At 64.7% G+C, this 26,302-nt stretch carries 25 protein-coding genes; 11 read left to right on the top strand and 14 right to left on the bottom strand.

The genetic code is table 11. The annotated features are described in order from the left end of the window. The first annotated feature begins 34 nt into the window (after positions 1–34). The 6 genes from FVF58_RS24715 to FVF58_RS24690 all read left to right on the top strand — a co-directional run bounded on the left by FVF58_RS24715 (position 35) and on the right by FVF58_RS24690 (position 6,714). The gene (locus tag FVF58_RS24715) at positions 35–877 is read left to right on the top strand and encodes an NAD-dependent epimerase/dehydratase family protein (RefSeq protein WP_149672454.1); all 843 of its coding nucleotides are present in this window, start codon (positions 35–37) and stop codon (positions 875–877) included. Further along, the gene (locus FVF58_RS24710) at positions 874–1,809 is read left to right on the top strand and encodes an SMP-30/gluconolactonase/LRE family protein (RefSeq protein ID WP_149672453.1); all 936 of its coding nucleotides are present in this window, start codon (positions 874–876) and stop codon (positions 1,807–1,809) included. Before FVF58_RS24715 ends, FVF58_RS24710 begins: the two co-directional genes overlap by 4 nt. A gap of 592 nt (positions 1,810–2,401) precedes the next feature. Continuing rightward, positions 2,402–3,394 (top strand): TRAP transporter substrate-binding protein, encoded by a 993-nt coding sequence (locus FVF58_RS24705; RefSeq protein ID WP_149672452.1) that lies wholly within the window; start codon positions 2,402–2,404, stop codon positions 3,392–3,394. 161 nt (positions 3,395–3,555) lie between these two features. Beyond that, complete coding sequence (locus FVF58_RS24700; protein ID WP_149672451.1) at positions 3,556–4,068, top strand: TRAP transporter small permease; 513 nt, start codon at positions 3,556–3,558, stop codon at positions 4,066–4,068. After that, entirely contained in the window at positions 4,059–5,411 is a 1,353-nt protein-coding gene (locus tag FVF58_RS24695) for a TRAP transporter large permease (RefSeq protein WP_149672450.1), read from the top strand. The genes FVF58_RS24700 and FVF58_RS24695 overlap by 10 nt, the downstream gene beginning before the upstream one ends. Positions 5,412–5,493: 82 nt before the next feature. Then, positions 5,494–6,714, top strand: a complete 1,221-nt coding sequence (locus FVF58_RS24690) for a porin (protein ID WP_149672449.1) — start codon at positions 5,494–5,496, stop codon at positions 6,712–6,714. Between the two features lie 172 nt (positions 6,715–6,886). Here FVF58_RS24690 and FVF58_RS24685 read toward each other — a convergent pair whose 3' ends face one another. The 3 genes from FVF58_RS24685 to FVF58_RS24675 form a co-directional block, all read right to left on the bottom strand. Continuing rightward, positions 6,887–7,096 carry a 4-oxalocrotonate tautomerase gene (locus tag FVF58_RS24685; protein WP_281291272.1) on the bottom strand — a complete coding sequence of 70 codons (210 nt, stop codon included), beginning with the start codon at positions 7,094–7,096 and terminating at the stop codon, positions 6,887–6,889. A 24-nt stretch (positions 7,097–7,120) separates the two neighbouring features. Further along, positions 7,121–7,897: a class II aldolase/adducin family protein gene (locus tag FVF58_RS24680; RefSeq protein ID WP_149672447.1), complete on the bottom strand. Its 777-nt coding sequence runs from the start codon at positions 7,895–7,897 to the stop codon at positions 7,121–7,123. Positions 7,898–7,963: 66 nt separating this feature from the next. Beyond that, positions 7,964–8,902, bottom strand: coding sequence for an urea transporter (locus tag FVF58_RS24675; protein WP_149672446.1), 939 nt, complete (start codon positions 8,900–8,902; stop codon positions 7,964–7,966). 259 nt (positions 8,903–9,161) lie between these two features. Here FVF58_RS24675 and FVF58_RS24670 point away from each other — a divergent pair, with 259 nt between their 5' ends. Further along, positions 9,162–9,716 carry a putative glycolipid-binding domain-containing protein gene (locus FVF58_RS24670; protein WP_149672445.1) on the top strand — a complete coding sequence of 185 codons (555 nt, stop codon included), beginning with the start codon at positions 9,162–9,164 and terminating at the stop codon, positions 9,714–9,716. Here the strand turns inward: FVF58_RS24670 and FVF58_RS24665 are convergent. The 4 genes from FVF58_RS24665 to FVF58_RS24650 all read right to left on the bottom strand — a co-directional run bounded on the left by FVF58_RS24665 (position 9,677) and on the right by FVF58_RS24650 (position 12,810). Further along, complete coding sequence (locus tag FVF58_RS24665; protein WP_246217191.1) at positions 9,677–9,874, bottom strand: hypothetical protein; 198 nt, start codon at positions 9,872–9,874, stop codon at positions 9,677–9,679. The genes FVF58_RS24670 and FVF58_RS24665 overlap by 40 nt on opposite strands. 207 nt (positions 9,875–10,081) lie before the next feature. Next, the gene (locus tag FVF58_RS24660; protein ID WP_149672444.1) at positions 10,082–10,729 is read right to left on the bottom strand and encodes a GNAT family N-acetyltransferase; all 648 of its coding nucleotides are present in this window, start codon (positions 10,727–10,729) and stop codon (positions 10,082–10,084) included. Positions 10,730–10,875: 146 nt separating this feature from the next. Further along, a complete protein-coding gene (gene sapR, locus FVF58_RS24655; protein ID WP_149672443.1) occupies positions 10,876–11,778 on the bottom strand; it encodes a sap1 transcriptional regulator SapR in 903 nt (300 codons plus the stop codon). 144 nt (positions 11,779–11,922) lie between these two features. Further along, a complete protein-coding gene (locus tag FVF58_RS24650; protein ID WP_149672442.1) occupies positions 11,923–12,810 on the bottom strand; it encodes a DMT family transporter in 888 nt (295 codons plus the stop codon). A 114-nt stretch (positions 12,811–12,924) separates the two neighbouring features. On the opposite strand from FVF58_RS24650, the gene FVF58_RS24645 reads away from it, so the two are divergent. After that, complete coding sequence (locus tag FVF58_RS24645) at positions 12,925–14,373, top strand: aminotransferase-like domain-containing protein (protein WP_149672441.1); 1,449 nt, start codon at positions 12,925–12,927, stop codon at positions 14,371–14,373. Between the two features lie 30 nt (positions 14,374–14,403). Here the strand turns inward: FVF58_RS24645 and FVF58_RS24640 are convergent, their stop codons facing one another. The 3 genes from FVF58_RS24640 to FVF58_RS24630 form a co-directional block, all read right to left on the bottom strand. After that, positions 14,404–15,492 carry a TAXI family TRAP transporter solute-binding subunit gene (locus tag FVF58_RS24640; RefSeq protein ID WP_149672440.1) on the bottom strand — a complete coding sequence of 363 codons (1,089 nt, stop codon included), beginning with the start codon at positions 15,490–15,492 and terminating at the stop codon, positions 14,404–14,406. Between the two features lie 192 nt (positions 15,493–15,684). Continuing rightward, entirely contained in the window at positions 15,685–17,028 is a 1,344-nt protein-coding gene (locus FVF58_RS24635; protein WP_149672439.1) for a hypothetical protein, read from the bottom strand. A 395-nt stretch (positions 17,029–17,423) separates the two neighbouring features. Further along, on the bottom strand, positions 17,424–18,959 hold the full coding sequence (locus FVF58_RS24630) for an MDR family MFS transporter (RefSeq protein ID WP_149672438.1): 1,536 nt from the start codon (positions 18,957–18,959) through the stop codon (positions 17,424–17,426). Positions 18,960–19,123: 164 nt separating this feature from the next. Between FVF58_RS24630 and FVF58_RS24625 the strand changes: the two genes are divergently transcribed. After that, the gene (locus FVF58_RS24625) at positions 19,124–19,813 is read left to right on the top strand and encodes a TetR/AcrR family transcriptional regulator (RefSeq protein WP_425468965.1); all 690 of its coding nucleotides are present in this window, start codon (positions 19,124–19,126) and stop codon (positions 19,811–19,813) included. A 129-nt stretch (positions 19,814–19,942) separates the two neighbouring features. On the opposite strand, the gene FVF58_RS24620 is transcribed toward FVF58_RS24625, so the two are convergent. Continuing rightward, the gene (locus tag FVF58_RS24620) at positions 19,943–20,662 is read right to left on the bottom strand and encodes a ribonuclease activity regulator RraA (protein ID WP_149672436.1); all 720 of its coding nucleotides are present in this window, start codon (positions 20,660–20,662) and stop codon (positions 19,943–19,945) included. Positions 20,663–21,177: 515 nt separating this feature from the next. Here FVF58_RS24620 and FVF58_RS24615 point away from each other — a divergent pair. Continuing rightward, entirely contained in the window at positions 21,178–21,690 is a 513-nt protein-coding gene (locus FVF58_RS24615) for a response regulator (RefSeq protein WP_149672435.1), read from the top strand. Positions 21,691–21,855: 165 nt separating this feature from the next. Here the strand turns inward: FVF58_RS24615 and FVF58_RS24610 are convergent, their stop codons facing one another. Together FVF58_RS24610 and FVF58_RS24605 are read right to left on the bottom strand one after the other, a co-directional pair. Beyond that, the gene (locus FVF58_RS24610; protein ID WP_149672434.1) at positions 21,856–22,449 is read right to left on the bottom strand and encodes a Fur family transcriptional regulator; all 594 of its coding nucleotides are present in this window, start codon (positions 22,447–22,449) and stop codon (positions 21,856–21,858) included. Positions 22,450–22,656: 207 nt separating this feature from the next. After that, on the bottom strand, positions 22,657–23,283 hold the full coding sequence (locus FVF58_RS24605) for a glutathione S-transferase family protein (protein ID WP_149672433.1): 627 nt from the start codon (positions 23,281–23,283) through the stop codon (positions 22,657–22,659). Positions 23,284–23,465: 182 nt separating this feature from the next. On the opposite strand from FVF58_RS24605, the gene FVF58_RS24600 reads away from it, so the two are divergent. Then, a complete protein-coding gene (locus tag FVF58_RS24600; RefSeq protein WP_149672432.1) occupies positions 23,466–25,157 on the top strand; it encodes an ATP-binding domain-containing protein in 1,692 nt (563 codons plus the stop codon). Between the two features lie 115 nt (positions 25,158–25,272). Here the strand turns inward: FVF58_RS24600 and FVF58_RS24595 are convergent, their stop codons facing one another. Then, complete coding sequence (locus FVF58_RS24595; RefSeq protein WP_149672431.1) at positions 25,273–26,220, bottom strand: phosphoribosyltransferase; 948 nt, start codon at positions 26,218–26,220, stop codon at positions 25,273–25,275. Positions 26,221–26,302: the final 82 nt, after the last annotated feature.

Raw genomic sequence — 26,302 nt, 5'->3', positions numbered from 1 at the left:
CGCTGATCCGATTGCAATCACATAACAGAAAGACATGACTGACTCGAATCCTGACCGCTCGGCGGCACACAAACCTTTTCGCCGCCTGCTGCTGACGGGCGCCGCGGGCAACCTCGGCAAACAGTTGCGCGGCGCGCTCGCCGCGTGGGCCGATGTCGTGCGCGTGGCCGACATCGCGCCGCTCGGCGAAGTGGCGGCACATGAAGAGGCGTTCGTCGTCGACCTCGCCGACGAAACCAAGGTTCACGCGCTGCTCGAAGGCGTCGATGCGGTGATCCATCTCGGCGGCATTTCTGTCGAAGCGCCGTTCGAAGACCTGCTCGAAGCGAATATCCGCGGCCTCTACAACCTGTATTCGGCGGCGCAGAAGCAGGGCGTGAAGCGCATCATCTACGCAAGCTCGAATCACGCGGTGGGTTTCCATCCGGTGACCTCGGTGGTCGATGTCGACGCGCCGCTGCGCCCCGATAGCCTGTACGGCGTGACCAAGTGCTTCGGCGAATCGCTGTCGCGCTATTACTTCGACCGCTTCGGCCTCGAGACCGTGTGCCTGCGGATCGGCTCGTCGTTCGAGCAGCCGAAGAACTCGCGCATGCTCGTCACCTATCTGAGCTACCGCGACTTCATCGAACTGGTGCGCTGTTCGCTGCTGACCAACCGCGTCGGCCACGCGATCGTCTACGGCGTGTCGAACAACCGCATCTCGTGGGTGGACAACACGAAGGCGGCATTCCTCGGCTTCCGCCCGCAGGACAGCTCGGCGCAATTCGAGCACCTGTTCCCGGCTGGCGCCCCCGACACGAACTTCGACGATCCGACCCAGCTGTTCCAGGGCGGCCCGTTCGTGCTCGCCGGTCCGATGGAGCCGAAACGGTGAGCGCCACGCTGAATCCGCGCGTGGAGCGGCTCGAAGGAGCAGGGCAGGCGCCGGCGGCCGTCGGCGAAAGCCCGGTGTGGCGCGCGGCGGAGCAGGCGCTCTACTGGGTCGACATCCCGGCGCGCAAGATCGTGCGGCTGCGGGTCGAGTCGGGCGAGCGCTCGGAATGGCTGTTGCCGGAGCAGGTCGCCTGCATCGCATTCGACCGTCACGGCACGGTGCTGGCCGGCTGTGACACGGGACTCTTCGCGATCACGCTGAGCGAAGCGGCGCAAGGCGGCAGCGGCGAGCCGCTCGCGGCAAGCATGCGCAAGCTCGCCGCGCCGGAGTTCGCCGCCGAGGGCATGCGCTTTAACGACGGCCGTTGCGACCGGCAAGGCCGCTTCTGGTCCGGCACGATGGTGCAGAACATGGCGGCGGCCAACCCGGCCGGCGCGCTGTACCGCTTCGATGCGCAATGCGTGTTGTCCGCGCCGGTGGTCGACGCGCTGATTACGCAGAACGGCCTCGGGTGGTCGCCGGACGGCACGACCATGTACCTGTCGGACTCGCATCCGTTGCGCCGGCTGATCTGGGCGTTCGATTACGACATCGAGTCGGGCGAGCCGCGCAACCGGCGCGTGTTCGCCGATCTGCATCATCACGCGGGCCGTCCCGACGGCGCGGCGGTGGACGCCGATGGCTGCTACTGGATCTGCGCGAACGACGCGGGCCTGCTGCTGCGTTTCACGCCGCAGGGCAAGCTCGACCGGCAAGTGCCGGTGCCGCCCACGAAACCGGCGATGTGCGCGTTCGGCGGCCGCGATCTGGATACGCTGTTCGTCACCTCGATTCGCCCCGGCGCAGGCGCGAGCGAGCACGACGGCCATCTGTTCGCGTTGCGTCCGGGTGTAACCGGCTTGCTGGAGCCCGAATTCGCGGGCGTACTGTAAGGCAGCCAGTCAGCAATGAACGCCGGGCAGAGGTTTTGCCCGGCGTTTTGCTTTCAAATTGCTACTTTATTCATCACTCGTCGTACAACAATGTGGCGTATAGACCACGGTCGACGGTGACTTTTTACGAAAAAACAGAGCGTCGCAACCGGCCGTCGATATCTCCCTCATTTCTCCTCCAAGCGGCGCGGGGCTTAGCCGGGACCCCGAATAGGTCAGCCCTGCCGGACCGCTCAATTCTGCGGGTAAATACCGTCTGTACAATTCAAACCGTGTTTTATAGACTTCTTCGTATGTCGTCGTACAACATATAAGCCCAAACAAATTCCTTTCTTTGAATTTTGGGATTGCAGGAAACGAGGCGGCTTCTGCGCGCGACCCCGGGTCCGCGAGATTACGCCGAGGTCATTGAAGTCAATGCAGTGAAGTTGTCTGACAGGAGTACTGAGCATCTGTGCCGGGGAAGTTGTACAGGCCAGTACGGCAACGCGGTCGCTAGCCCCAGGGGCTGCGGGCGCCGAGCCGGGAGACGCAGCAAAACCATGTCGCATCCGCAATCGATTGGATGGTCAATTTTTCAAGGAATGTCACGATGAACAAGAAGTTTGCCTCTTCCCGTGTGTCGCTGATCGTCGCGGCCGCCGCGCTGGCGTTCAGCGCTGTGTCGGCAGAAGCGCGCGTGTTCCGCGTTTCGGACGTGCACGGCGACACCTATCCGACCAATATGGCCGTGAAGTACATGGGTGAACAGATCAACAAGGCAACGGGTGGCAAGGATTCCGTGAAGGTGTTCGGCAACAGCGCGCTGGGTTCCGAAAACGACACGATCGACCAGGTGCGTATCGGTGCGCTGGACATGGCGCGCGCCAACGGCGCCGCGTTCAACGAAATCGTTCCTGAATCGATGATCCCGTCGCTGCCGTTCCTGTTCCGCGACATCGACCATTTCCGCAAGGTGATGTACGGCCCGGAAGGCCAGAAGATCCTCGACGCGTTCGCGGCGAAGGGCATGATCGCGCTGACGTTCTACGAGAGCGGCGCGCGTTCCATCTACACGAAGAAGCCGATTCACACGCCGGCTGACATGAAGGGCCTGAAGGTGCGCGTTCAGCCTTCGGACCTGATGGTCGACGAAATCAAGGCAATGGGCGGCACGCCGACCCCGATGCCGTTCGCCGAAGTCTATACGGGCCTGAAGACCGGTCTGGTCGACGCTGCGGAAAACAACATTCCGTCGTACGAAGAAACCAAGCACTTCGAAGTCGCGCCGGTGTTTTCCGAAACCCAGCATTCGATGACGCCGGAAGTGCTGGTTTTTTCGAAGAAGATCTGGGACACGCTGACGCCGCAGGAACAGACGATCATCAAGAAGGCCGCGGCTGACTCGGTGCCTTACTACGAGAAGCTGTGGACCGCGCGCGAAGCCGACGCGAGCAAGACGGTCACCAAGGGTGGCGCGACCATCGTCGCTTCGTCGCAGGTCGATCGTGCGGCTTTTGTGAAGGCGATGCAGCCGGTGTGGGCAAAGTATGAAAAGACCCCGCAAATGAAGCAGCTCGTCGACGAAATCCAGGCAGTCAAATAAAGTCCGCGTTCCGGACCGGAAGCAACAGCAGTACTAGCGGCGGAAACGGCCTTGCGGGAATTCCCGCGGGCTGTTCCGCCGCAGCGGCTTGCTGCGCCGGTTCAGTCGAGCAGGATTGCTGATTATTAAAGACAGGTCTGTCGTGAGCAAGGACGGGGTCAATGAGTTTCTTGAAACGCCCAAATGATTTTCTTTTTCGCGTGCTGGCTGTCGTGGCATCGACAAGCCTGGCCGTGCTCTGTCTGCTGGTGATCTATAGCGTCGTGATGCGCTATGTCTTCAGCGACGCACCCGATTTCGTCGAACCCATCGCGTTGCTGCTGGTGATCGTGATCGCCATGTTCGGCGCCGCGCTGAAGGTTCGCGAAGGGGGCCATATCGGTCTCGACTCGCTCGTCAAGAAGTTGCCGGAGAAAGGCCAGACCATCGCGGCGGGGATTCAGCATCTGTGTCTGGTCGCGTTTGCCGTGGCGGTGTTCTTCGGCTGTCTGGAGATGGCGATCACCACGCGAGAGGACCGGATTCCGATTCTCGGCTTGCCCGAAGCATTGCGTTACTGCATTCCGGTCTTTGCCAGCATCTGCATCGCGATGTTCTCGTTCGAGCACCTGCTGGCGCTCTTCCCAAAGAAGCAAACTCGCCCGGAAACAAAAGTAGAACAATCATGGAACTAGCCCTCCTTGCCATCAGTTTTCTCGTATTCCTTCTTCTCGGGGTTCCGGTTTCATTTGCGCTAGGCTTGTCGTGTGTCCTGACCTATCTGTATGAAGGCTTGCCGGCAGCAACCGCGATGCAGTCGATGATCTCGGGGATGAACGCGTTCTCGTTCCTCGCGGTGCCGTTCTTCATCTTCTCCGGCGAGCTGATGCTGCACGGTGGCATCGCGGACCGCATCCTGCGTTTCGCGCAGGCCACGGTCGGGCATTTCCGCGGCGGCCTCGGCATGGCCAACGTGGTCGCATGCACGCTGTTCGGCGGCGTGTCGGGTTCGCCGACCGCGGACACGTCCGCGATGGGCGGCGTGGTGATCCCGCTGATGAAGCGCGAAGGCTACAGCGCCGCCTATGCGGTCAACGTCACGACCCACTCGTCGCTGGCGGGCGCGCTGATGCCCACCTCGACCAACATGATCATCTACGCGTTCGCGGCGCAGGGCATCACCGGCACGCTGAACGGCGTGCACATGAGCGGCGTGTCGATCGGCGATCTGCTGTTCTCCGGTCTGCTGCCGGTGCTGTGGGTCATGGGCCTCGTGCTGATCGCCGCCTACTGGCAAGCGGTCAAGTACGGCTATCCGCGCCGTCCCGACGGTTCGACCGAACTGCAGCGCTTCCCGGGCTGGATGGCGGTGTGCCGCACGTTCATTGGCGCGGTGCCGGGCCTGATGGTGATCGCGATCATTCTGGTCTGCGTGGCCAAAGGCATCGCCACCGCGACTGAAGCGGCCGCGATTGCCGTCGGATACTCGCTGATCCTCACGATCGTGGTGTACCGCTCGATGTCGATGAAGAAGCTGGGTCATGCGCTGTCGAAGGCGGCCAAGACCACCGGCGTGGTGCTGCTGCTGATCGGCGTGTCGAACATGCTGCGCTTCCAGATGGCCTACCTGGAGATTCCGGACGCGATCGAACGCATGCTCGATGGCGCAACCGCGCTGCCCTGGCTGATGCTGTTGTACATCAACCTGATCCAGATTTTCCTCGGCACGTTCGTCGACATGGCGGCACACATCCTGATCACCACGCCGCTGTTCCTGCCGATGGCGATGCATAACGGCGTGGGCCCGGTGCAGTTCGGCATCATGATCCTGCTGAACTGCGCATTGGGTCTCGTGCATCCGCCGATCGGCTCGGTGCAATTTATCGGCTGCGCAATCGGCAATGTGTCGATCGGGGAAACTACCAAGGTGGCGTGGCCGTATTACCTCGCTATCTTCAGCGCGATCAATATCGTCACCTACGTGCCGTGGTTTTCGACCTGGCTGCCAAGTCTGATCAATGGGCACCCGGTGTTCTGATCCACGCTCATAAATAAATACCGCACTCAGCGGCGCTCGTACAAGGCCGCATACAAAAAAAGCTTTTAACACAGGAGTAAAAATGAAGAAGGCACTGGTTGGTTCGGCCCTGGGGTTGGTCGCCCTGGGCGCACATGCACAGAGCAGCGTGACGTTGTACGGTATCGTCGATACGGGTATCGGTTATCAGAACAGCTCGACGACGTTGAGCCCGACAACCGGCGCGGCATCGGCACGACCGTCCCCGGGCGGGAGCTCGCAAGTCAAGATGATCAACGGCATCTGGGCTGGCAGCCGTTTCGGCCTGAAGGGCGCGGAAGATCTGGGCGGCGGCACGAAGGCGATTTTCCAGTTGGAGCAGGGCTTCAACAGCGCAACCGGCGCGCAAAGCGTGTCGGGTCTGGCGTTCAACCGTCAGGCATGGGTGGGGGTGACGAACGGCACGTTCGGTACGCTGACGGCTGGCCGCCAGTACACGTCGTACTACACGCTGCTGTCGCCGTACAGCCCGACCACGTGGCTGACCGGTGCATACGGCGCGCACCCGGGTGATATCGACTCGCTGGATACGCTGTACCGCGCCAACAACTCGCTGGTCTATACGTCGCCGAGCATGAGCGGTCTGACGGTCAGCGGTTCGTACTCGCTGGGCGGCAACCCGGGCAGCTTCAGCGCCGGTCAGACCTGGAGCGCGGCCGTGCAGTACCTGGCCGGCCCGTTCGGTATCGCAGCAGGCATCCAGCGGATCGACAACGCGTCCAATGGCGGCGTGGTCTGGAACTCCACGACGTCGAACAACGGTTCGCAGCCGGCGGTGTCGGCGATCAACAACGGTTTCCAGACGGCTGCCAAGCAGCAGCGCATTGCGGTGACGGGCGGCTACGCGTTCAACTCGCAGTGGGACGTGTCGTTCGCCTACTCGAACGTGCAGTACTCTCCGGGCGTGAACTCGTTCTTCCACAACACCGCGATCTGGAACACGGGCGGTGCCGTGCTGCACTGGAAGCCGATCACGGTGCTGGACCTGGCCGCTGGCTATAGCTACACCCGTGCGACGGAATCGAACGGCATCACGAGCGCGGCGACCTACAACCAGTTCAACCTGTCACAGTACTACTCGCTGTCCAAGCGGACCGGCCTGTATGCGCTCGAAGCGTATCAGCGGGCTAGCGGCCAGACGCTCGCCGGCAACGGCCGATCGATCATCGACGCAACGGCAAGCATCGGCGATGCTCAGAACGGCTCGCCGTCGTCGTCGCGCAGCCAGGTTGCTGTGGGCGTGGGTATCATCCACAAGTTCTGATCAGGTAGTGGAGTGGCGGCGTTTCGCGACGCCGCCACGGCGACGCGTTGGAGAAATGCGTTGTTGAGCAACAACAGTTACGCGCGCAATGCGCGTAACTTTTCGGCAGTGCGAGGCCTTTTCGGCCTCGCGCGCGTTGGTCCCGCCAGCGCGTTTAGCCGCAGGAACGTCACTATTCGGCGTCCGACCACAAACGTCCACCCGTTGCCCAGTTTTCGCGTTTCACGTCGGTGAGGATGATATCCACCGAATTCGGTTCTACGCCGAGCGAATCGCAAGTCGCTTTGGTGATCGCTTCGACGAACTGGCGTTTCTGTTCCAGCGTGCGGCCTTCGAAGAGTTCGATATGAAACGTGGGCATGGCATGACTCCGTTGAGCAATGAGAGAGGCGAGCGAGGCGCGGCTTCAGTCGCGGTAGCCGCGATCGATCCGGTCGAGCTTGCGCAGCAACGCGGGCCATTCGAGCGCGCCTTCGATTGCGCCGCCATCGTACAGTTGTTCCGCCGTGCGCGCGGCGACCGCGTGGCTCGGCACCACCAGTTCCGCGCCGCATGCTTGCGCCTGCAGCTGGATCTCGCAGGCCTTTATCAGCGTCGCCATCAGCACATAGGCTTCGGCGACCGTGCGGCCGGCCGTCAGTGTGCCGTGATTGCGCAGCAGCATCGCGGGTTTGTCGGCGAGGTGCGCAACCAGACGCTCGCCTTCGGCCACCGTGAACGCGAGGCCTTCGTAGTCGTGATACGCGAGCTGGCCGTAGAAACGCAGCGCATGTTGCGAGGCCGGCAGCAAGCCGGCCGGTTGCGCGGACACCGCGACGCCCGCCGTATTGTGCAGATGCATCACGCAGACCGCGTCGGCGCGCGCCGCGTGAACCGCGGCGTGCAAGGCGAAGCCGGTCGCGTTCACCGCATAGTCGCTTGAGCCGACGATGTTGCCGGCGATGTCGATCTTCACGAGATTCGACGCTCGCACTTCATCGAATGCGAGGCCGAACGGGTTGATCAGGAAGTGGCCGGGTTCGCCGGGCACGCTGGCCGAGATATGCGTGTAGATCAGATCGTCCCAGCCGCTGAGCGCGGCGAGCCGATAGGCGGCGGCGAGGTCGACGCGCGTTTGCCGCTCCGCGTCGGAGAGCGGTCCGGACTCGGCAAGGCGGCCAGCCGGTGTGTGAGTGAACGACATGTCTGTCTCCTGAAGTTGCCGGATCGCCAACGCGTGCGAACCGGCGTGCGATGCCGCGGCACGATGTCAATTCGCGCGCGTGGCCGGAGTCGTGATCGAGCTGGCGCTTTTCGGGCGTTGCGCCTGTTTGACTGCGAGCGCGCCGCGCGTAACGCGCTGCGTGAGCCTTTGCATGCACCACGTCGCGAGTACGAAGGGCGCCGTCATGACCGGCCAGCCGAAGTACGCGGCTGCCGCTTGCAGCACGACCGCAAGCGCAATGCCGCCGAGCATCGGCATGATGCCGCAATCGACGAGCGCGAGTGCGGTGAGCGCGCCATTGAATCCTAACAGGCCGGCGTCGAACGAGCCTGTGCTTGCGCCGAGCAGCAGGTGCGCGCCGCTCGCGAGCGCCGCGCCGGTGAGCGCGCCCAGCGCATGCCGGCGCGATGCCGCGGCAATTCCGGCCAGCACGAGCAAACCCGCTAACGCGCCCGGCGCAAAGCCGGTTTGCGCGAGGCTTGCGAGCACGCCGCTGCTCCATTGCGCCGCGCCGTGCGCGTGGAGCGGCGCCGCGCTGGTTGGCAAGGTGGCGCTGGTCATCGTGGGCAGCCAGAGCCACGTAACGATCAGGCACGGACTCGAATAAACGCCCAATCCCCGCGCGCGCAGCCAGCGCGACCACGGCTCCAGAAGCCAGGCGGTGCCCGTCGCGGCGAGAATCGTCACGGCCGCGGCGGTCGCGGGGTCGGCGATAAAGCTGAAGGCGGCCAGACCCGCCAGCGCGCCGTTAAAGCCGTGCAGCCCGGCGCGGGTGTCGTCGTCGCGATAGCCGGCGAGCACCGCGCTCACGTTGGCCGCGACCGCGCCCATCAGCGCCGCGCACGCGAGGCGCAAGTCGGTCAGCAGCCACGCGGCGAGCAGGCATGCGCCGGTGAAGGCGTTCGGTTGCAGCACGATCTGGCCGAGGCTGCGCAACAGCGTGCGCAAGGCGGCGGATTCGGCTTCGGTCGCGGCGGCGTGCATGGTTTACGGCGGCTCGATGATGGGCTCTCGATGATGCCGTGCCCGCCCGCAACGCGAGCGTCGGCGCGGCACGGCGGTCGGTCCGGTTGAGGGCGAACCGCGAGCATAGGCCAGCTACGCCTTATCGGGCATCATCGCGGGTTGATAGTGGTTATTTGCAACACCTGCGCATCGCGCGCTACGTCGCCGCACGGCGATCTTTCGCGCTACGATAGTCTCGCCCGGCGCAGGCCGCGCCGTTTCCCGAGGAGACAGATCGATGCGTGAACTACGGTGGGTATCGGAAGAGGGCGACGGTATCGAGCATCTGGCGTTCGACGAGCACGCGGACGGCTTCGCGGTGGAGAGCGTGGTGGTCGGGCAGCGCTACGGTCATGCGTACGGGTTGCACTACACGGTGCGCTGTGACGAGCATTGGCGCACGCGGCATGCGTGGCTGAAGATCGTCGGCGGCGCGGAACTGGAGTTGCACGGCGACGGCGCCGGCCATTGGCACGACGGCCACGGCCTCGTGCTGAGCACGATCGAAGGCTGCGTCGACATCGACATCGCCGCGACGCCGTTCACCAACACGCTGCCGATCCGCCGACTACAACTGGCCGAGGGCGAGCGTCAGCCGATTTCAGTCGCTTATATCTCGACGCCGGATTTGCAGGTCACGCGCGTCGAACAGGCGTACTCGTGTATCGCGTTGCATCGCGAGTATCGCTACGAGGGCATCTTCCGCAACTTCACGGCGAACATGCAGGTCGACCATGACGGCCTCGTGATCGACTACCCGACCTTGTTCACACGCTTGCCGCGCATGCGTTGACCGTTGCTGCTGTCTTCCCGATGCCCGGCGACGAAGCGCTCGGGCTCGCGCAGCACGACCCGATGGCCCGCATCGATTTCGATAGGCTGGTACGCGCCGATCCAGCCTTTTAGTCCAGGCGCCGAAGCCGGACCCACGCAGCGGTCGCGCAGCGGCATGATGAATCGCGCCGACGCATGCTCATGACGCGCATGCGGCGAGTTCCTCTACGGTGTATTCGTCGCGAGGTGTGGCGATTGCCGGTTCGATGGAGCCTGCGGGCGAAGGCGGAGAGAGCGGCGTCTTGGGCATCGCGGGATTTTTAACGCGGTGGCCAACCTGGTGGCCAATACGGCGGCGAGGCGAGCCACCAGCGCGGTGGTGCCTCAGCCGCGCCGCTGCGCCGCGCTATCGGCCACATCGCCGGCCACATCGCCGGCCACGTCGTCGGGCACGGTGGAGTCGCCGCGGCCTAGCGTGCGCTGCATCAGCGTGGTGTCGAGCCAGCGGCCGTGCTTGAAGCCCACCGCCTTCAACGTGCCCGTCAACTCGAAGCCCAACTGCTGGTGCAACGACAGCGAACCGCCGCTGCCGCCGTCGGCGATCACGGCGACCATCTGACGCCACGGCCCGGCTTCGCAGCGCTCGATCAGCGCCTGCAGCAACACGCGGCCGATACCGCGTCCGCGATAGGCGTTGCTCACGTAGATCGAATCTTCGATCGTGTTGCGATACGCGGCGCGGGGCCGGTAGGGCGTCGCGTAGCAATAGCCGGCGACCTGGCCATCGATTTCCGCGATCATGTACGGCAAGCCGTGGCTGCGCACCGACGCGAGCCGCGCGCGCAGATCGTCGACGGAAGGCGGCGTTTCTTCGAACGACGCGACGCCGGTCAGGACATGGTGCGCGTAGATTGCCTGAATCGCCGGGAGATCGGCTTCACTGGCGTCGCGGATTCGCGCGGCGGCGACCGGGCTGCCGCTGGTTGCGTCCATTGCTGCGGAAGGCGACGGCGCGGGGTGGGTGTTACTCATACATGTTCCTGTCGTGGCCGGAGAATAGGACGAGACGTATTACTATGCGCTGCCGCGCGCGCCGATTTGAAGCGCGTCAAAAATCGGCGCAATGGGCGCTTGCCGTTGTCGTGGTGCGATTTCCGCGTCGAACGAAGCGGCGCGCTTCACAAATCGAACTGATCGAACTCGCTTTGCAATTGCCGGTTTCGCGCGACGCGTTCGTCGATTGCCGGCCCGAGCCGTTCCACGATCGCCGAGATCAGCAGATTGAACAGGCAGGTGAGCGGCGCGAGCGAATCCCAGAACTGTCCGACGTCGGTCTTCACCTGCAGCAGATCGCCCTCGAAATCGCGCGCCCACGGACAGTAGATGTCGGTGACGAGCGCGAACGGCAGGCCGCGACGCGCGGCGGCCTCGCAATAGCGGCGCGCCGCCTTCGAGTAAGCGCGGGTGTCGGTGACGATCAGGTACGGCGACTTGAATTCCGAGTTCAACGAGTCGACATATGAGCCCGACATGCCATCGGAATAGAACACGCGCGGGCGGATGTATTCGAGGTAGCTATAGAACGCGTTGCTGATGCCGCGCGTGGATTGAATGCCGAGGATGTAGACGGCGTCGGCGTTCGCAATGCGCTCCGCCACGCGGGCGAACACCGGCGATTGCGCGAGCTGGTAGACATGCTGGATTGCGCCGGTCTCGAGTTCGAGCGAATGGGCGAGCGCCGCTTGATGAGCGGTCGGCGCGCTGGCGTGCGTGGCGGTTTCGTCTGCTTGACTGACGGTGCCGGCCGCGCGGCGGAACGCGTCGAGCCGGTCGGTGATCAGCCACGGACGCTCCTGCGCGCCGCGCAATTCGCGCTTGAGATCGTCGAGATTCCGATAGCCGATGCTGCGCAGGAAGCGCCCGACCGAGATGCCGCTGGTGCCGGCTTGCTGCGCGATCTGATCGGCGTTTTCGAGGCCGAGCCGGTCGAGGTTCGCGAGCATGTAGCTGGCGACGCGCTTGGAGGTCGGCGTGAGTTCGGCAAAGCGGGCTTCTACGGTTTGAGCAAAAGCGGTCGGCATTGTGAGTCGCGGCGCGGTGGTGGGTCGATCATCGGGATGATGACATATTCAACCGGCTGCCCGTGTCGGTCGCGCATGCAACTCGCGGTAAGTGCGGCAGCAGCGGCGCGCGTGGCGCAACCGCAAACCTCGCCTGTGCTCTGTTCAAACCGCCGGCCGCACCGGCGCGGTTCGCGAGAAACGCCGCGCGCCCGCCACGCAGGCCACCACCACGACGGTGACCAGAATCATCGCGGGCGGCACCTGCTCGTGCAGCAGCAAGCCGGCGAGCAGCAGCCCGAAGAACGGCTGCAGCAACTGCAGCTGTCCCACTGCGGCGATGCCGCCGAGCGCCAGCCCGCGATACCAGAACACGAAGCCGATCAGCATGCTGAACAGCGACACGTAGGCGAGGCCCCACAGCGCCGCATGGCTGATTCCGTCGAACGAAGCGGGCCGGGTCCACCATGCGAGCGGCAGCATGAGCGGCAGCGACAGCACCAGTGCCCACGAGATCACCTGCCAGCCGCCCAGGTGCCGCGACAGGCGCGCGCCTTCGGCATAGCCCAGCCCGCAGACGACGATCGCGGCCAGCATCAGCGCGTCGCCGACCGGCGATGCGTCGAGGCCGTGGCGCAAGGCGAATGCGACCACCGCGCCGCTGCCGAGCGCCGAGAACAGCCAGAACGCCGGTTGCGGACGCTCGCCGCCGCGCAGCACACCGAAGATCGCGGTGGCGAGCGGCAGAAGCCCGACGAATACGACCGCATGCGCGGAACTCACGTGGCGCAGCGCCAAGGCCGTCAGCAGCGGAAAGCCGACCACCACGCCGAGCGCGACCACCACCAGCGGAATCACATCGCGGCGGGCGGGGCGCGTCTGACGGAACACCAGCAACAGCAACAGGCCAAGCGTCCCTGCAATCGTGGCGCGCGCGACGGTCAGGAAGACTGGGTCGAGTCCTTGGACGGCAAGACGCGTGGCCGGCAGCGAGCCGCTGAAAATCAATACGCCTGCGAGGCCGCTCAGCCAGCCGTTCGTTGTCTTGTCCATCTGAAGAGTCCACGGCCATGAAATAGAACGTATAGCATCCGCTTTGCCGCCAAAAACGGTAAGCTACAGATCAGTACACTTTGTACGAACTGTACGGAACATGGAGCAGTACAGATGGCGGAAGGTGAGAACAGTCGAGCTACATCGGGCACGCGCGTCGGCACGGTGATGGACAGCTTGCGCGAGCGCATTGCAAGCCGCTTGCTGATGCCGGGCGCCCGCGTGCCGTCGATTCGCGCAATGACCGAGACACTCGGCGTATCGAAGTCGACCGTGGTCGAAGCCTACGACAGGCTGGTCGCGGAAGGGGTGATCGTCGCGCGGCGCGGGTCCGGGTTTTTCGTGTCGGGGCATGCGCCGCCGTTCGCGCTCGCCGATCTCGGACCGCGTCTGGACCGCGAGGTCGATCCGTTGTGGCTCACGCGCCAGTCGCTGGAGACCGGCGCGAAAGTGCTGAAGCCCGGTTGCGGCTGGATGCCGCCGTCATGGCTGCCGGAAGACGGCGTGCGCCGCGCATTGCGCGCGGTGGCGCGCGATCCGCATTCGCCGCTCGCCGACTACGCGAGCCCGGGCGGCTTGCCCGCGCTGCGCCAGCAGCTCGCGTGGCGGCTTGCGCAGCATGGCGTGGAGGCGCCGCCCGAGCAGATCGTGCTGACCGACGGCGGCACGCATGCGCTCGATCTGGTGTGCCGCTTCCTGCTCGAACCGGGCGACACCGTGCTGATCGACGATCCGTGCTACTTCAATTTTCAGGCGCTGCTGCGCGCGCATCGCGCGCGCGTCGTGAGCGTGCCGTACACGCCGTCCGGGCCCGATCTCGCAGCCTTCGAGCGGGTGCTGACCGAGCATCGTCCGCGCTTGTACGTGACCAATTCGGCGATCCACAATCCGACCGGCGCGACCCTTGCGCCGGCTGTCGCGCATCGGCTGCTGAAGCTCGCGGGCGAGCACGATCTGCTGATCGTCGAGGACGATATCTTCGCCGACTTCGAAGACGAAGCCGCGCCGCGTCTTGCCGCGTTCGACGGGCTCGCGCGCGTGGTGTCGATCGGCAGCTTTTCGAAGACCTTGTCCGCTGCGGTGCGTTGCGGCTACATCGCCGCGCGCGCCGAATGGATCGAGCCGCTGATCGATCTGAAGCTGGCTACGACGTTCGGCAACGGCCAGCTCGCGGCGAGCGTCGTGCACCGCATGCTGGTGGACGGCACTTACCGGCGCCACGTGGAAGGAATGCGCGCGAAGCTCGCCGACGCAATGGGCGAGACGATCAGGCGCCTGGGCTACGCGGGCCTCGACATCTGGACGCGCCCGCGCGGCGGCATCTTCGTGTGGGCGCGTCTGCCCGATTCGCTCGATGCCGCCGATGTCGCGCGTCACGCGCTCGCCGACAACGTGGTGTTCGCGCCGGGCAACGTGTTCAGCGCGTCGCAATCGGCGGCGGGTTTTCTGCGCTTTAACGTATCGCAATGCAACCGGCCGAAGGTGTACGAGGCGTTGCAACGGGCGATGGAAGCGTCGGCCGTGTCGGGCGTGTCAGGCGCAAAGGAGCGGGCGCGCGCCTGAACGCGCGCGCGTCCCGCTATCGAGCCGACGCTACTTGCACAGCAGAAGCAGGCGTTCCTGCTCGGTGCAGGTGGGACGCGGTTTCGGTGTTCCTTGCGTGGCGGCCGTGGCGGCCGTGGCGCTCATTGCCGCGCTCCTGTTCGTCAGACACGCGCGCAAGTGCTTCTCGACCGGCCCGTAGTATTTCCAGCCGCGCACGAGCGTCGGCAATTCGAGCTTCACCTGCTTCCATTTCGGATGCCCGTGCTCCTGCAGATTGTCGAAGTTTGCGCACAGCGAGTCGGCAAAACGATTCAGATTGCCGACGGTATCGCGCAAGCCGTAATCGTAGGTGACGAGAAAAGCCTTCACGGTCAGCGTGGGGACGTCTTCCTTGAGCCAGGTCGGATAGCTGGTCGCGCGGATCGTCGCGGGGAAGTAGGTTTGCTTGGCGCGCGCCGTTTCCGGCGCGGCGGGATCGACTCGCAGCAGGCGGATCTGTTGCAGCAGTTCGGGATTCATGTCGTTGAACAGCTTCGCTGGCTGCCCGACCACGATGATCGCCACGTCCACCTTTTTCACGATCAGCGCGGCCAGTGCGTCCTCGTTGCTCAGGTGCACGACGTTCTGCTCGGGAATCGACTGGCCGAACATCAGGTGATAGAGCGTCGTGGCCGACTGCGCAGTGCCGCTGCCGATCAGGCCGACGCTGATGGTTTTGTCCTTGATGTCGGTCAGGGTTTTCAATGGCGAGTCCGCGCGCACCACGACGTTGATCTCCTCGTCGTAGAGCGGCATGATGAGCCGCAGCGGCCGGATCGTGGTACCCGCGTCGGGGTTGCCCGCATTAGCCATGTCGATGTAGGCCTGGTACACGTCGGACTGCACCAGCGCGAGCTTCACGCCGGGCTCGAAGCGCATGCGCTGCACGTTCTCAGCCGAGCCCTTCGACGCCACCACGTCCAGATCGATCCCCACCGGCTGCGCCACCCATTTCGACAGGTCCTGACCGATCTGGATATACGTGCCGCGCTCCGGCCCGGTGACGATCTTGTAGTGCGCCGGTTCCGCCGCGCCACCCAGCGAAGACACGACCATCAGCGCCAGCCCCAGCCATCCTGCCAGAAGTCTCTTCAGCATGGTCTATCTACCTTTCGGTCAGGTTTGTACAGCTTCGCGCGCGATGCGCACGAAGCGCCGGTGAGCCGGTTGCCATGTCATGTTCAATGCGCCGCGACGGCCGTGTCCGTGTGTTGCCCCTCAAAGAGCGAACAATATTGTGTGCGGTCGGCACCGTTAGCTGCTATGTAATTCGGTATCCAAACAATGTTTCTACTGGCTGGGTGAGGGGTTCGCGGCGAGCTTGCCGCCGATCGACGGCGAGCGGTGCCAGCCGGAGCCTTTGATCGCGCGTTCGTGCGCGACGAGGCTGTTGCCGTTTGCACCGCCGCCCGCGGCCGTTGCGCTCGGCGCGGTCGCGATGAGTTGGTCGTTTGCCGGCATGCCTGGAGGCAACGGCGTTTGCAGCTGGACCGCTTGCGATCCCGGGGCGGGCTGCGCTTGCGCGAGCGGCTTGCCTTGAGCCGGTGCGGCGCCCCCGGCGTGCGGGTTGAGCGGCGCCCAGCCAGTCTCGCGGATCACGCGTGCGAGGATGAGCTTCGCCGTGTCGTTGCCGGTGTCGATGGCGAGCGCTTCGTTCGCGTGCTGGCGCGCGCAGGGCCACGACTGCTGCGCGACGCACGTTTGCGCCGCCTGCAATGCGCTGTCGCGGCGCGCGATCAAGGGCCGCAAATCGGCTGCGAGATTCTGCACATCGGCGTTGCCTGGCTGCAGCGACTGCGCGGCGGCGAGCGAGGCTTGCGCGGCAGACAGATCGTTGGCGCGGAATGCGAGGCGCGCCGATTGCAACGCTTGCGACGCGTCGCGGAACTGCTGCGCCGGTTTGGCTGGCGCGGCGATCACCGGCGGCGCGGTGACCGCAGGCGGCGGGGCGGGCGTCGCCGGAACGACTGGCGTGGCCTTGACGACGTTGTCCGGAGTTGCAGGTCTGACCGCGACGGCCGGCGCGGCCTTTACCGCGTTGTCCGAAATCGCAGGCTTGATGGTGGCGACGGGGCGGTCGGGTTGAGCCGGTGCCGCGAACGGCGCGATCGTGCCGGTCGTCGAGCGGGCGTCCTGAGTTGCGACAGTGGTCTGATCGCCGACGTTGTCTTCCGTATCGCTGCTGTCGCTGAACAGCACATACAGCGCGTACCCGAGAGCGAGCAGGAAAACCGCCCCAATGGCGAGCAGCACTTTGCGAGCGGTCAGTCCCGTGTTGTACGCAGGATAGGGCGGCGGGTCGTCGTCGAACTCCTGCGGCGGTGGAACTGGCGCAGCGGTCGACACGAGCGAGGTGGGGCGCACCGCTTGGCGCGCAAGCGCGTCGGCGGGATGCGCGGCGCGAGTCGTGAGGTCGGTTTCACCGCGCACGTCTGGCTCGTCGTCGAAGTGCTGCCCGGCCGGGCTCATCGCTTCGGCGCGGCTGCCGGAAAGCGCGCTGCGTTTATGCGGGCTTTCGTCGAGCGGATGTGCCGCGCCGCAATACGGGCAATAGTTGACCTGGCGGTACAACGCGCCGCCGCAACGTTTGCAAAGTGTAGGAAAACTATGACCAAGTGCTGTCTGGGTGGACATATCGTGGACCCACCTGTGGAAAACGATGCCATTACGGCATGTTCCGGATCGTGTTGAGGCAGGAGCCTTGTCCGCGGAATCACGATCCACATGCGCCGGAGAGTCTTGGAGCCGCAAGCGCAGGCTTGCGTTGTCGTCGCTTTCAATATGTGGGGTTTCGCTCAGAACGTCAATGTGCGTTGGCCCCTATTCTGTGTACGCTACCGCACACTTTGAAGTAGGACGAAACAGTGCCAATGCCATCAGGACGAGCGGATGCACCGTTTTTTAATGCACTGTTTTGTGCGGGTGCAATACACGAAGGCGTGGCGTAGAAACAGCACGAGGTCGACGCGCGTGCGTTCGACCTCGTCATTAAGCGCTTGCATCAAGCGCCGGAAAAAGCGCGGCAGCGATCAGTGCTTGCGCAGCGGATGATCCTTCAGCAACCACGCGAGCACGAAGGCCAGTACCACGACACAGGCGGCCGCGAGATAGACCGTATGCAGCGCGCCGGCGAACGCGTGCAGATAGTCGTTGCGCAACGCTTCGGGCAACTGGCGGATCGCGGCGGGCCCCAGCGCATGTGGCAATTCGGTGTCGGGCGGGATCAGCTTTTCGAGGCGCGCGGCAAGGCCGTTCGAGAACACCGCGCCGAAGCCGGCCACGCCGATCGAGCCGCCAATCGAACGGAACAAGGTCGCGCCCGAAGTGGCCACGCCCATGTGCCGGAACTCGACGGTGTTCTGCACGGCGAGAATCAGCACCTGCATCACCATGCCGAGACCGCAGCCCAGGATGCCCATGTAGAGATACATCATATGAATCGGCGTATCGATCTGCAGACGCGAAAGCAGCAGCATCGCAACTGCCACGAGCAAGGTCCCCATGATCGGGAACATCCGGTACTTGCCGATCTTGCTGATGATGCGGCCCGTCACCATCGACATCAGGAACAGGCCACCCATCATCGGCAGCATCTGCATGCCGGCTTCCGACGGCGTCGAGCCTTTCACCACCTGCAGATACAGCGGGATGAACGTCACCGAGCCGAACAGCGACACGCCGATGATGAAGCCGATCAGACTGCTCAGCAAAAACGTGCGCTGTTTGAAGAGTTCGAGCGGCATGATCGGTTCGACCGCGCTGCGTTCCTCGTGAATGAAACCCCAGATCGCGACGAGGCCCATGCCTAGCGTGAACCACAGTTGCGGCGACGACCAGGGCAGGATCGTGCCGCCCTGGCTCGTGAACAGGATGATGCAGGTGAGTGCGCCGGCGAGAAACGCGGCGCCCATGTAGTCGATGGTGTGCTTCACATGGCGAACGTGCGGCTTGAACACCGCGCCGATCACGACGAGCGAAATGATGCCGAGCGGCAGGTTGATATAGAAAATCCAGCGCCACGTGAGGTGCTCGACGAGGAAGCCGCCGAGCAACGGCCCGATCACGGTCGCGAGACCGAATACGCCGCCGAATACGCCCTGATAGCGGCCGCGTTCGGCCGGCGGGATCACGTCGGCGATCGCGGCCATCGTCACCACCAGCAGCCCGCCGCCGCCGAGTCCTTGCAGCGCGCGCAGGACGATGAGCTGGCTCATGTTCTGCGCGATCCCGCACAGCGCGGAGCCGGCGAGGAACACGACGATCGCCGTCTGCAGCACGATCTTGCGGCCGAACAGGTCGCCGAATTTGCCATACAGCGGCACGACGATGGTCGAGCTGAGCAGATAGGCGGTCACCACCCACGACAGGTTGTTGAGCCCGCCGAGTTCGCCGACGATGGTCGGCAGCGCGGTCGAGACGATCGTCTGATCGAGCGCGGCGAGCAGCATGACCAGCAGCAGCGCCGGAAACAGCAGGCGGATCGGCGGATGGTCTGCCGCTGGCGAATTCGCCCGTGAATCCTGCGGCGCAGGGGCGGCGGGGTGAGTCGGAGTCGATTGTTCCATGGCACCGGGCATTGAAATTAATTAATTCGGAGATTAATATATGCGACATCGCCTCACTCGTCAAATTGAATGCAATGGCAAGGATTCCATCAGATGACCAAACGGTGAAAAATTCGCCGCGCGGCACGGCCGCAGTCAAAGCGGACACTACGTCGAAACGCCCGGTGAAAGCCGCGTCAGGCGGATCGACGAGCGTGGCCGCTGCCGTGCCCGCACGGCGGCCGGGCAGGCCGACGGGGGCCGCGCGCGGGCTGGAACAGCGCAGCCGCCTGCTCGACGCCGCGCTGGAGTTGTTCGCGCGGCAGGGCATCGTCGACACCACGCTCGGTGAGATTGCGCGCGAGGCGGGCTTTACGCCGGCGATGATGCATTACTACTTCAAGACCCGCGACCAATTGCTCGACGTGCTCGTCGAAGAACGCTTCGCGCCATTGCGCGCGGGGCTCGGGGTGCCGTTCCAGGAGAATCCCGACGACGCCGTCGCGGCGATCACGCAACTCACGCAGCGGCTGGTGCGAGCGGCGAGCGAGCACCCGTGGTTTGCGCCGCTGTGGGTGCGCGAGGTCATCAGCGATGGCGGCCTGCTGCGCCAGCGCATCCATGAGCGATTCGGCGACACGCATCAGAAGGCATCGCTGGCGGCCATCGCACGCTGGCAGAAGGAAGGGCGTCTGAATGCGGGGCTGGAGCCCGCGCTCGTGTTCGTCACGTTGATGGGGTTGACGCTTCTGCCGCTAGCCACCTCGAAGTTGTGGCGCAATGATCCTCTGCGGCGCAACATCGGCGGGGAAGAGATCGCGCGGCATGCAGTCGCTTTGCTGGTTCAGGGGATTGGTCCGGCTAAGGCGGACTGAAGCGCTTCGCACCTTGTAGTGCGCGGAGGTTCGCCGGATTCCATGGCCGCCGCGCTCGTGATTTGCCGCGTTGCCTCGTTTCAACCTTTCGCAATCTTGCACGCCACGTCCAGGACGCGCGTGATCGCCTCACGCCTTATGGCGCTTCTTCCATGCCTCGAAAGCCGCCTTCGTCGTTTCGTTCGGCGGATAGGTGCCGGGCAATGCGGCGCCATCACGAATCCGCTCGGTGAGAAACGTCTCCAGTTCTTCCTGCTCGGCGGCGGCTTGCGCGACATCGGCGGCCATTTTGAGCGGAATCACCACCACGCCGTCCGCGTCGCCCACGATCACATCGCCCGGAAACACGGCGACGCCGCCACAGCCGATCGGCACATTGATATCCACGGCATGGTGGCGAATCAGATTGGGCGGCGCGCTCGCGCCCGCGCAAAACACCGGCATGCCGAGCGCGGCGATCGTCGTGCTGTCGCGCACCGGGCCGTCGGACACCATGCCCGCGACGCCGCGCACCCGCAAACGTAGCGAAAGAATCGAACCGAACGACGCGCTGCCGCGCTCGCCGCGGCAATCCTGCACGAGCACGTGACCGGCCGGAATCGTTTCGACGCATTTGCGCTGCGCGTACTCGGGGTCCGCAAACAGTTCGAGCACGTCGATGTCTTCGCGGGACGGGATGTTGCGCAACGTGAACGCGGGTCCCACCAGATTCGCGCCGCTGTGCGCAGTGAGCGGCGCGACGCCCTGCATGAACGTATTGCGCAAGCCGCGCTTGAACAACTGCGTGGTCAGTGTGGCGGTGCTGACATGACGAAGTGCTTCGAGCGTCGCGAAGTCGAGATCGGACATGGTGTCGGATGGCCTCTGGTTGGGGTCGGCAATTGGCACGCGCGCGGCGCGGCAACGCAAAAAGCGAAGCCGCAGAGGCGGCTCGTGCGCCCACGATGATAGCGCTGCGCAGGTTCCGCTCACGCGATGCTCGCGAAGATCGCGTAAGGGTGGCAATACCCATCGTGCGATCGGGTCATGCAAACTCACAGCCGGGCGCGGCACGCTACGTGCTACAAAAGATGTGGATTTGCACGCCGCGCCCGCTGAACACGCCCGCCGGCGGCGCAAAAAAATGCATACGAATCACGGAAAAGACGCCAGACGGCAATGCGTGTGAACGGGGTTCACGCGCATTGCGGCGAGGCATCGGGAGTCGGCGTCGGGTCTGCCAGGCCTGTCGGGCTGTGGCGCCGGGAGCCGGGTTTTCATCGGCGTGCAAATTTGGCGCGTTACCGTATACGCTCGTTGCGTTCGGGCCCTGTTCTACAATCTCGGTCTGTTTGCAACTCGGCGCATGAAATCGAGTCGGAACCATGAACACCAACCTCGCAGCCGCGCAAATCGGCGGCAAGCAGCAGAACGAAACATTGGCCACCTCTGACGGCCTAACCGGTTTTTTAGAGCAACAACAGAACATGAACGGAGCATTGAGACTCGATCAGGCCACGATCGTGCTTGTAGAAGACGACCCCGATAGCCGGGAATCGCTGACCTTGTTACTCGAGGCGGAAGGCGCGCATGTCTGCGCCGCGGCGGATGCGGAAGAAGGCGTCGAAGCGGCGCTGCGGTTGTCACCCGACGCGGTCGTCTGTGATCTCGACTTGCCGGCCATGGATGGCTTCTATCTGATCCAGCGGTTGCGCGACCACGAAATTCGCAGCGATCAGACGCCTTCGGTCGCGGTGGCGCTCACGGGCCACACTGACGACGCGTATCGCTTGCGCAGTATCGGCGAAGGCTTCCAGCACTTCATGACCAAGCCCGCTTTGCCGGATGACCTGGTGACGTTACTGCACGATGCGATCGTCGCTCGCGCGGCGGGTTGATCGCGGGTTGCGTGATCGAGGGTGAGCGTGGTGGATGCGCGGTGGGCTCGCGGCGCGTGGGCGCCGCGCGTTTGAAGGCGGATCCGGCCTCGCGAGCGTTGAGAAGCCGGCGGTCATCAGCCGGACTCCCCTCGCGGCCCGCGATCCGGGCCGCCGGAGACAGCGTTACTTCGCGGTGGTCACAGGTGGCGCCGCGACCGTGCCGGCTTTGCCGCCTTCGCCATTGGCCGCCGCTTCGGCTGCCTGGCAGGCGGCGCACAGTCCCTTCAGTTCGATTTCATCGCTTGCAAGGCGGTAGCCCGCGTCTTCGATTTGCGCGACGAGCGCCTGCCGCAGCTTCGGCTGATGCAGCTCGGTGACGCTGCCGCATTGCTGGCAGACCACCAGAATGCCGTGCTGACATTGCGTCAGATCGTGGCACACAGTGAACGCGTTGATCGACTCGATCCGATGCACGAGCCCCGCCGACAGCAGGAAGTCCAGCGCGCGATACACCGTGGGCGGCGCCGAGCCCGGATGGATCTGGCGCATCTCGTCGAGCAGCGAATACGCTTTGGTCGCGCGCCCCGAATTCAGCAGCAATTCGAGCACCTTGCGGCGAATCGGTGTGAGCTTCTCGCCGCGTTCGCGGCAATATTCTTCCGCAAGGGTCAGTGCCCCTTCCTGCGAATCACCGTGTACGTGCACCGGCGCATGGGCAGCAGCGGAGTGGGCGGAGGTGGCCTGAGCGGCGGGCGCGGTGGGCTTGGAGTTCTTCATGCGTCGATTATAAAGGTGCGCGGTTTTTGCTGTGCCTCGCGCGACGCCCATGCGAGATGCGCATTGCCGTTGCGGCTGTGCGCGTTGGCGAGGCAGGCCGCAGGACACTTGCGCGGCCGTATGACAGGTCGACAAGCGGGCCGGCAAGTGGCTCGACAAAACCCGTGCCGAGCCTGTGCGGCCAAACCCAAACGCTAACCGAACGACTCAGGTCAGCGGAAAATCGACGTACTTCTTGAACCCCGAGCGAGTCGCAATGCGCGAATACCAGCGCTCCAGATTCGGCAGCGACGCGCGCTGCACGCCGTCCAGTCCAAACCAGCGTTTCGCGTACGCGCCGATCACGATGTCGGCCAGCGTGAACATTTCGCCTTCGAGAAAGAAGCGCCCTTGCAGATGCGTATCCAGCGTCCGCCAGAGCAGGCTGACCGCGCTCAGATCGGCGGCGAGTTTGGCGGTGTCGCGTTGCGCGTCCGGCGTGCGTACGATGGCCCAGAACACCGGGCGCTCGGCGGGTTGCAGCGTGGACAGCGACCAGTCCAGCCAGCGGTCGATGCTCGCACGCCGTTGCGGCTCGGACGGATACAGCAGGCCCGATTCGCCGTATTGCAGCACCAGATAACGCAGGATGGCGTTGGACTCCCACAGCACGAAATCGTCGTCGACCAGGGTTGGGATCTTGCCGGTCGGGTTCATCGCGAGGTAGTCGGGCTCGTTGTTACGGCCGAATTGCAGGCCCGCATCGATGCGCTCGTATGGCAGCACCAGCTCGTCGCAGCACCACAAGACTTTCTGAACGTTGACCGAGTTGGCACGTCCCCAGATCGTAATCATCCGGTAAATCCTTTTTTCTCTCACGGTTGGCAAGCCGCGCGCGGCGCGCGGCGTTCAACCAGCAACGATACACGATGCGCGCGGTTTACGCGCCGTAAGGGGCGCCCCGGGCACATTCCCGCGGCGCGCCGGGGTCCCAGCGTTGCGTACAATGACCGCACCCGAATACGACGAGGCACCGCATGGCCCGCATTGTCCCCGACGACTGGAAGAGCCTCGCCGCCACCGGCGCGGCGGCACGCGAACGCGAGACCCTCGCGTTGCTCGAGGAGGCGCTCCCCGCTGACTACACGGTCTATCACGGCGTCCACTGGACGCGGCTGAACCAGAATTTCTCGGTGTTCGGCGAGGCCGACTTCGTGATCGTCAGTCCCGCTGGGCGCGTGATGATCGTCGAGCAGAAAACCGGCTTCCTGCGCGAGACGCCGAAGGGGCTCGTCAAGGTCTATCTGCAGACCGAGCGCAACGTGGCGATCGCGCTTGCGCACACCATCGAAGGCTTGCATCGCCGCTTTACCGCGGCGTTCGGCGCGGGCACCTATTTCATCGAGGAACTGCTGTACTGCCCCGACCACGTTGTCCGGAATGCGGCGATTGCCGGCGTGAATCCATCGCGTATCGTCGACGCGGCGCGTAAGGACCGGCTTGCGGCGGTGGTCCGCGAAGCGTTGCCGGCCGACGAGCCGCGCCTTGCGTGCGCGTCGAAGATCCATCATTTTCTCGCCGACGAACTCGCGCTCACGCCGGACACGAGCGCGCTGGTCGGCCAGGCGGGCACGCTCGTCACGCGCCTCGCGGGCGGACTTGCGACATGGGCGCGGCGGCTCGAGTTCGCGCCGTTCCGGTTGCGCGTGATCGGCACCGCGGGCTCGGGCAAGACGCAACTGGCAGTGCAGGTGATGAGGGATGCGGTGGCGCGCGGCCAGCGGCCGTTATACGTGTGCTTCAACCGGCCGCTCGCCGATCACATCGCGCGGGTCGCGCCGCCCGAGGCGAAGGTCGCCAACTATCATCAGCTATGCGACTGGATTGCGCGCGACGCGGGCCTCAAGCCCGAGTTCCAGTCGGGCCAGGTGTTCGAGCAACTGGAGACGATGTTCGCCGACACGCCGATCGAGCCGCGCTGGCAGTTCGACGTGCTGATCGTCGATGAAGGGCAGGACTTCCAGCAGCCGTGGGTCGCCGCGCTCGAGCGGCTGTTGCGCCCCGGCGCCGCGTGGTGGTGGCTCGAAGACCCGCTGCAGAATCTGTATATGCGCGAGCCGGTGGCGTTGCCGGGTTGGACCACGCTGACGGAGACCACCAACTATCGCAGTCCGCGTGACATTCTCGACTTCGTGCGCGACGTGGTCGGCGCATCGGTGCCGCTCGCGCCCGCGCTCGCGTCGGGCAGTCCGTTCGACGGCTCCGAGATTGCACTGTCCGTCTACGACGAAGCGCACGCAGCCGACGCCGGTATCGAGGCGACCAAGCGCGCGATCACGCAGGCTTTGTCGCTGGGCTTTCGCAAGCAGGACATCGTGGTGCTGTCGTTTCGCGGCCGCGAAGGCTCGGCGCTGACCGCGCAGGATCAGCTTGGACCGCATCGGCTGCGCAGCTTCACCGGCAAGTACGATCTGTTCGGCAACCCGGAGTACCGCGAAGGGGACGTGCTGTTCGAATCGATCTACCGCTTCAAGGGTCAGGCCGCGCCGTGCGTGATTTTCACCGAAATCGACTTCGACGCGTTCGACGAGCGCATTGCGCGCAAGCTGTTCGTCGGCGCAACGCGGGCGACGATGAAGCTGATCGTCGTCGCGTCGCAGCGGGCGGCGCGGCATTTGGGGTTGCGCGATGGGAAGGAGAGCAGGGAAGCGAGGGAGAGCGAGCGCTAGTTCAGGCTGCTTTGCTCACGGCGGGTCATTCGGCCCGAGCCCAAACTAAAACCTGAAGGCGCGGCGTCCAACGCCCTCAACCCCGCGCCGAAACTTCAGCCCGCCCGTCACTCGATCAACTCCACGCCCGCGCACCCACCAGCATCCCGGTGCGCGTAAGCGCATCCCACCAGATCACGCGCAACAGCGGCGCCTGCTGCGCGATCAGCAGAGCCTGCACCGGATCGCTCTCGACAAAGTGCGTGACCCCGCCGCGCAACGCCGCCGTGGCCTTGTGCGCGGCGGCGCCGGCGGGACTCTCGTCGTGCGCGTCGGGCGTGCGCATCACCAGTTGCATATGACCGAAGCCATGCCGCGCGAGCCATGCCTCGGTGCGCGCGCGATCCAGCTCCGGGCGGCCGGTGATGATCGTGCGAACCCGCTGCAGATCGATGCCGGGCAGCACGTCGAACGGCAGTAGCGCATCGCGTTCGGCAAGCGCGGCGGCCAGATCCTCGTCGTAGCGAGCGAGCGGCACGTCGGGCAGCAGAATGCCGTCGAGGTCGATCGCATACGTGGCGTATTCGTGGTCATCCGCCATCGCTGGTGCAGTGCCGGTTTCGACGCGTTCCCAGTCCGCGCGATAGCGCTCGGTGTAAGCCTGGCGCTCCCACGGAAACAGCGCGAAGTAGCCGCGCGCATCGATCGCGTAGTCGGGTTGCGTGCGGCTCAGGTCGTCCACCGCGCCGGTCAGCGTCCTGACATCGAGTCCCTGCTGACGCAGGAACGCGATGCAGTCGGTCAGCGTGAAGCCGCGCCCCGCAATGTCCTCGCACAGCAGCACCTTCGAACCCGCGGGCGGAACCGGCAGCGTCGAATCCCACGCGACCGCGCGCGACTGGCGCTCATAGCGCAGAAACGCGACCGGCGTGCCGACCGCATGCGACACCATCAGCGCGAGCGGCGCACCGCCGCGCAGAATACCGATCGCCATGGTGAAGCGCTCCGCCAGCAACGTGGGTTGCAGCGATTCGATCCAGTGATCGAGCTGTTCATACGTGAGGGGCAAAACCGGCTTGATCATGGCTCTGGTGGCGCCGCGTGGCGCGCGTAGGGCGGGTGTCTTTTCCAGTCGCGGCCCGGCTCGGTGACCGGCCCGGCGGCGA

The organism is Paraburkholderia panacisoli, from assembly GCF_008369935.1.
GTDB classification, from domain to species: domain Bacteria; phylum Pseudomonadota; class Gammaproteobacteria; order Burkholderiales; family Burkholderiaceae; genus Paraburkholderia; species Paraburkholderia panacisoli.
This window is presented reverse-complemented; position numbering and strand designations above follow the sequence as displayed.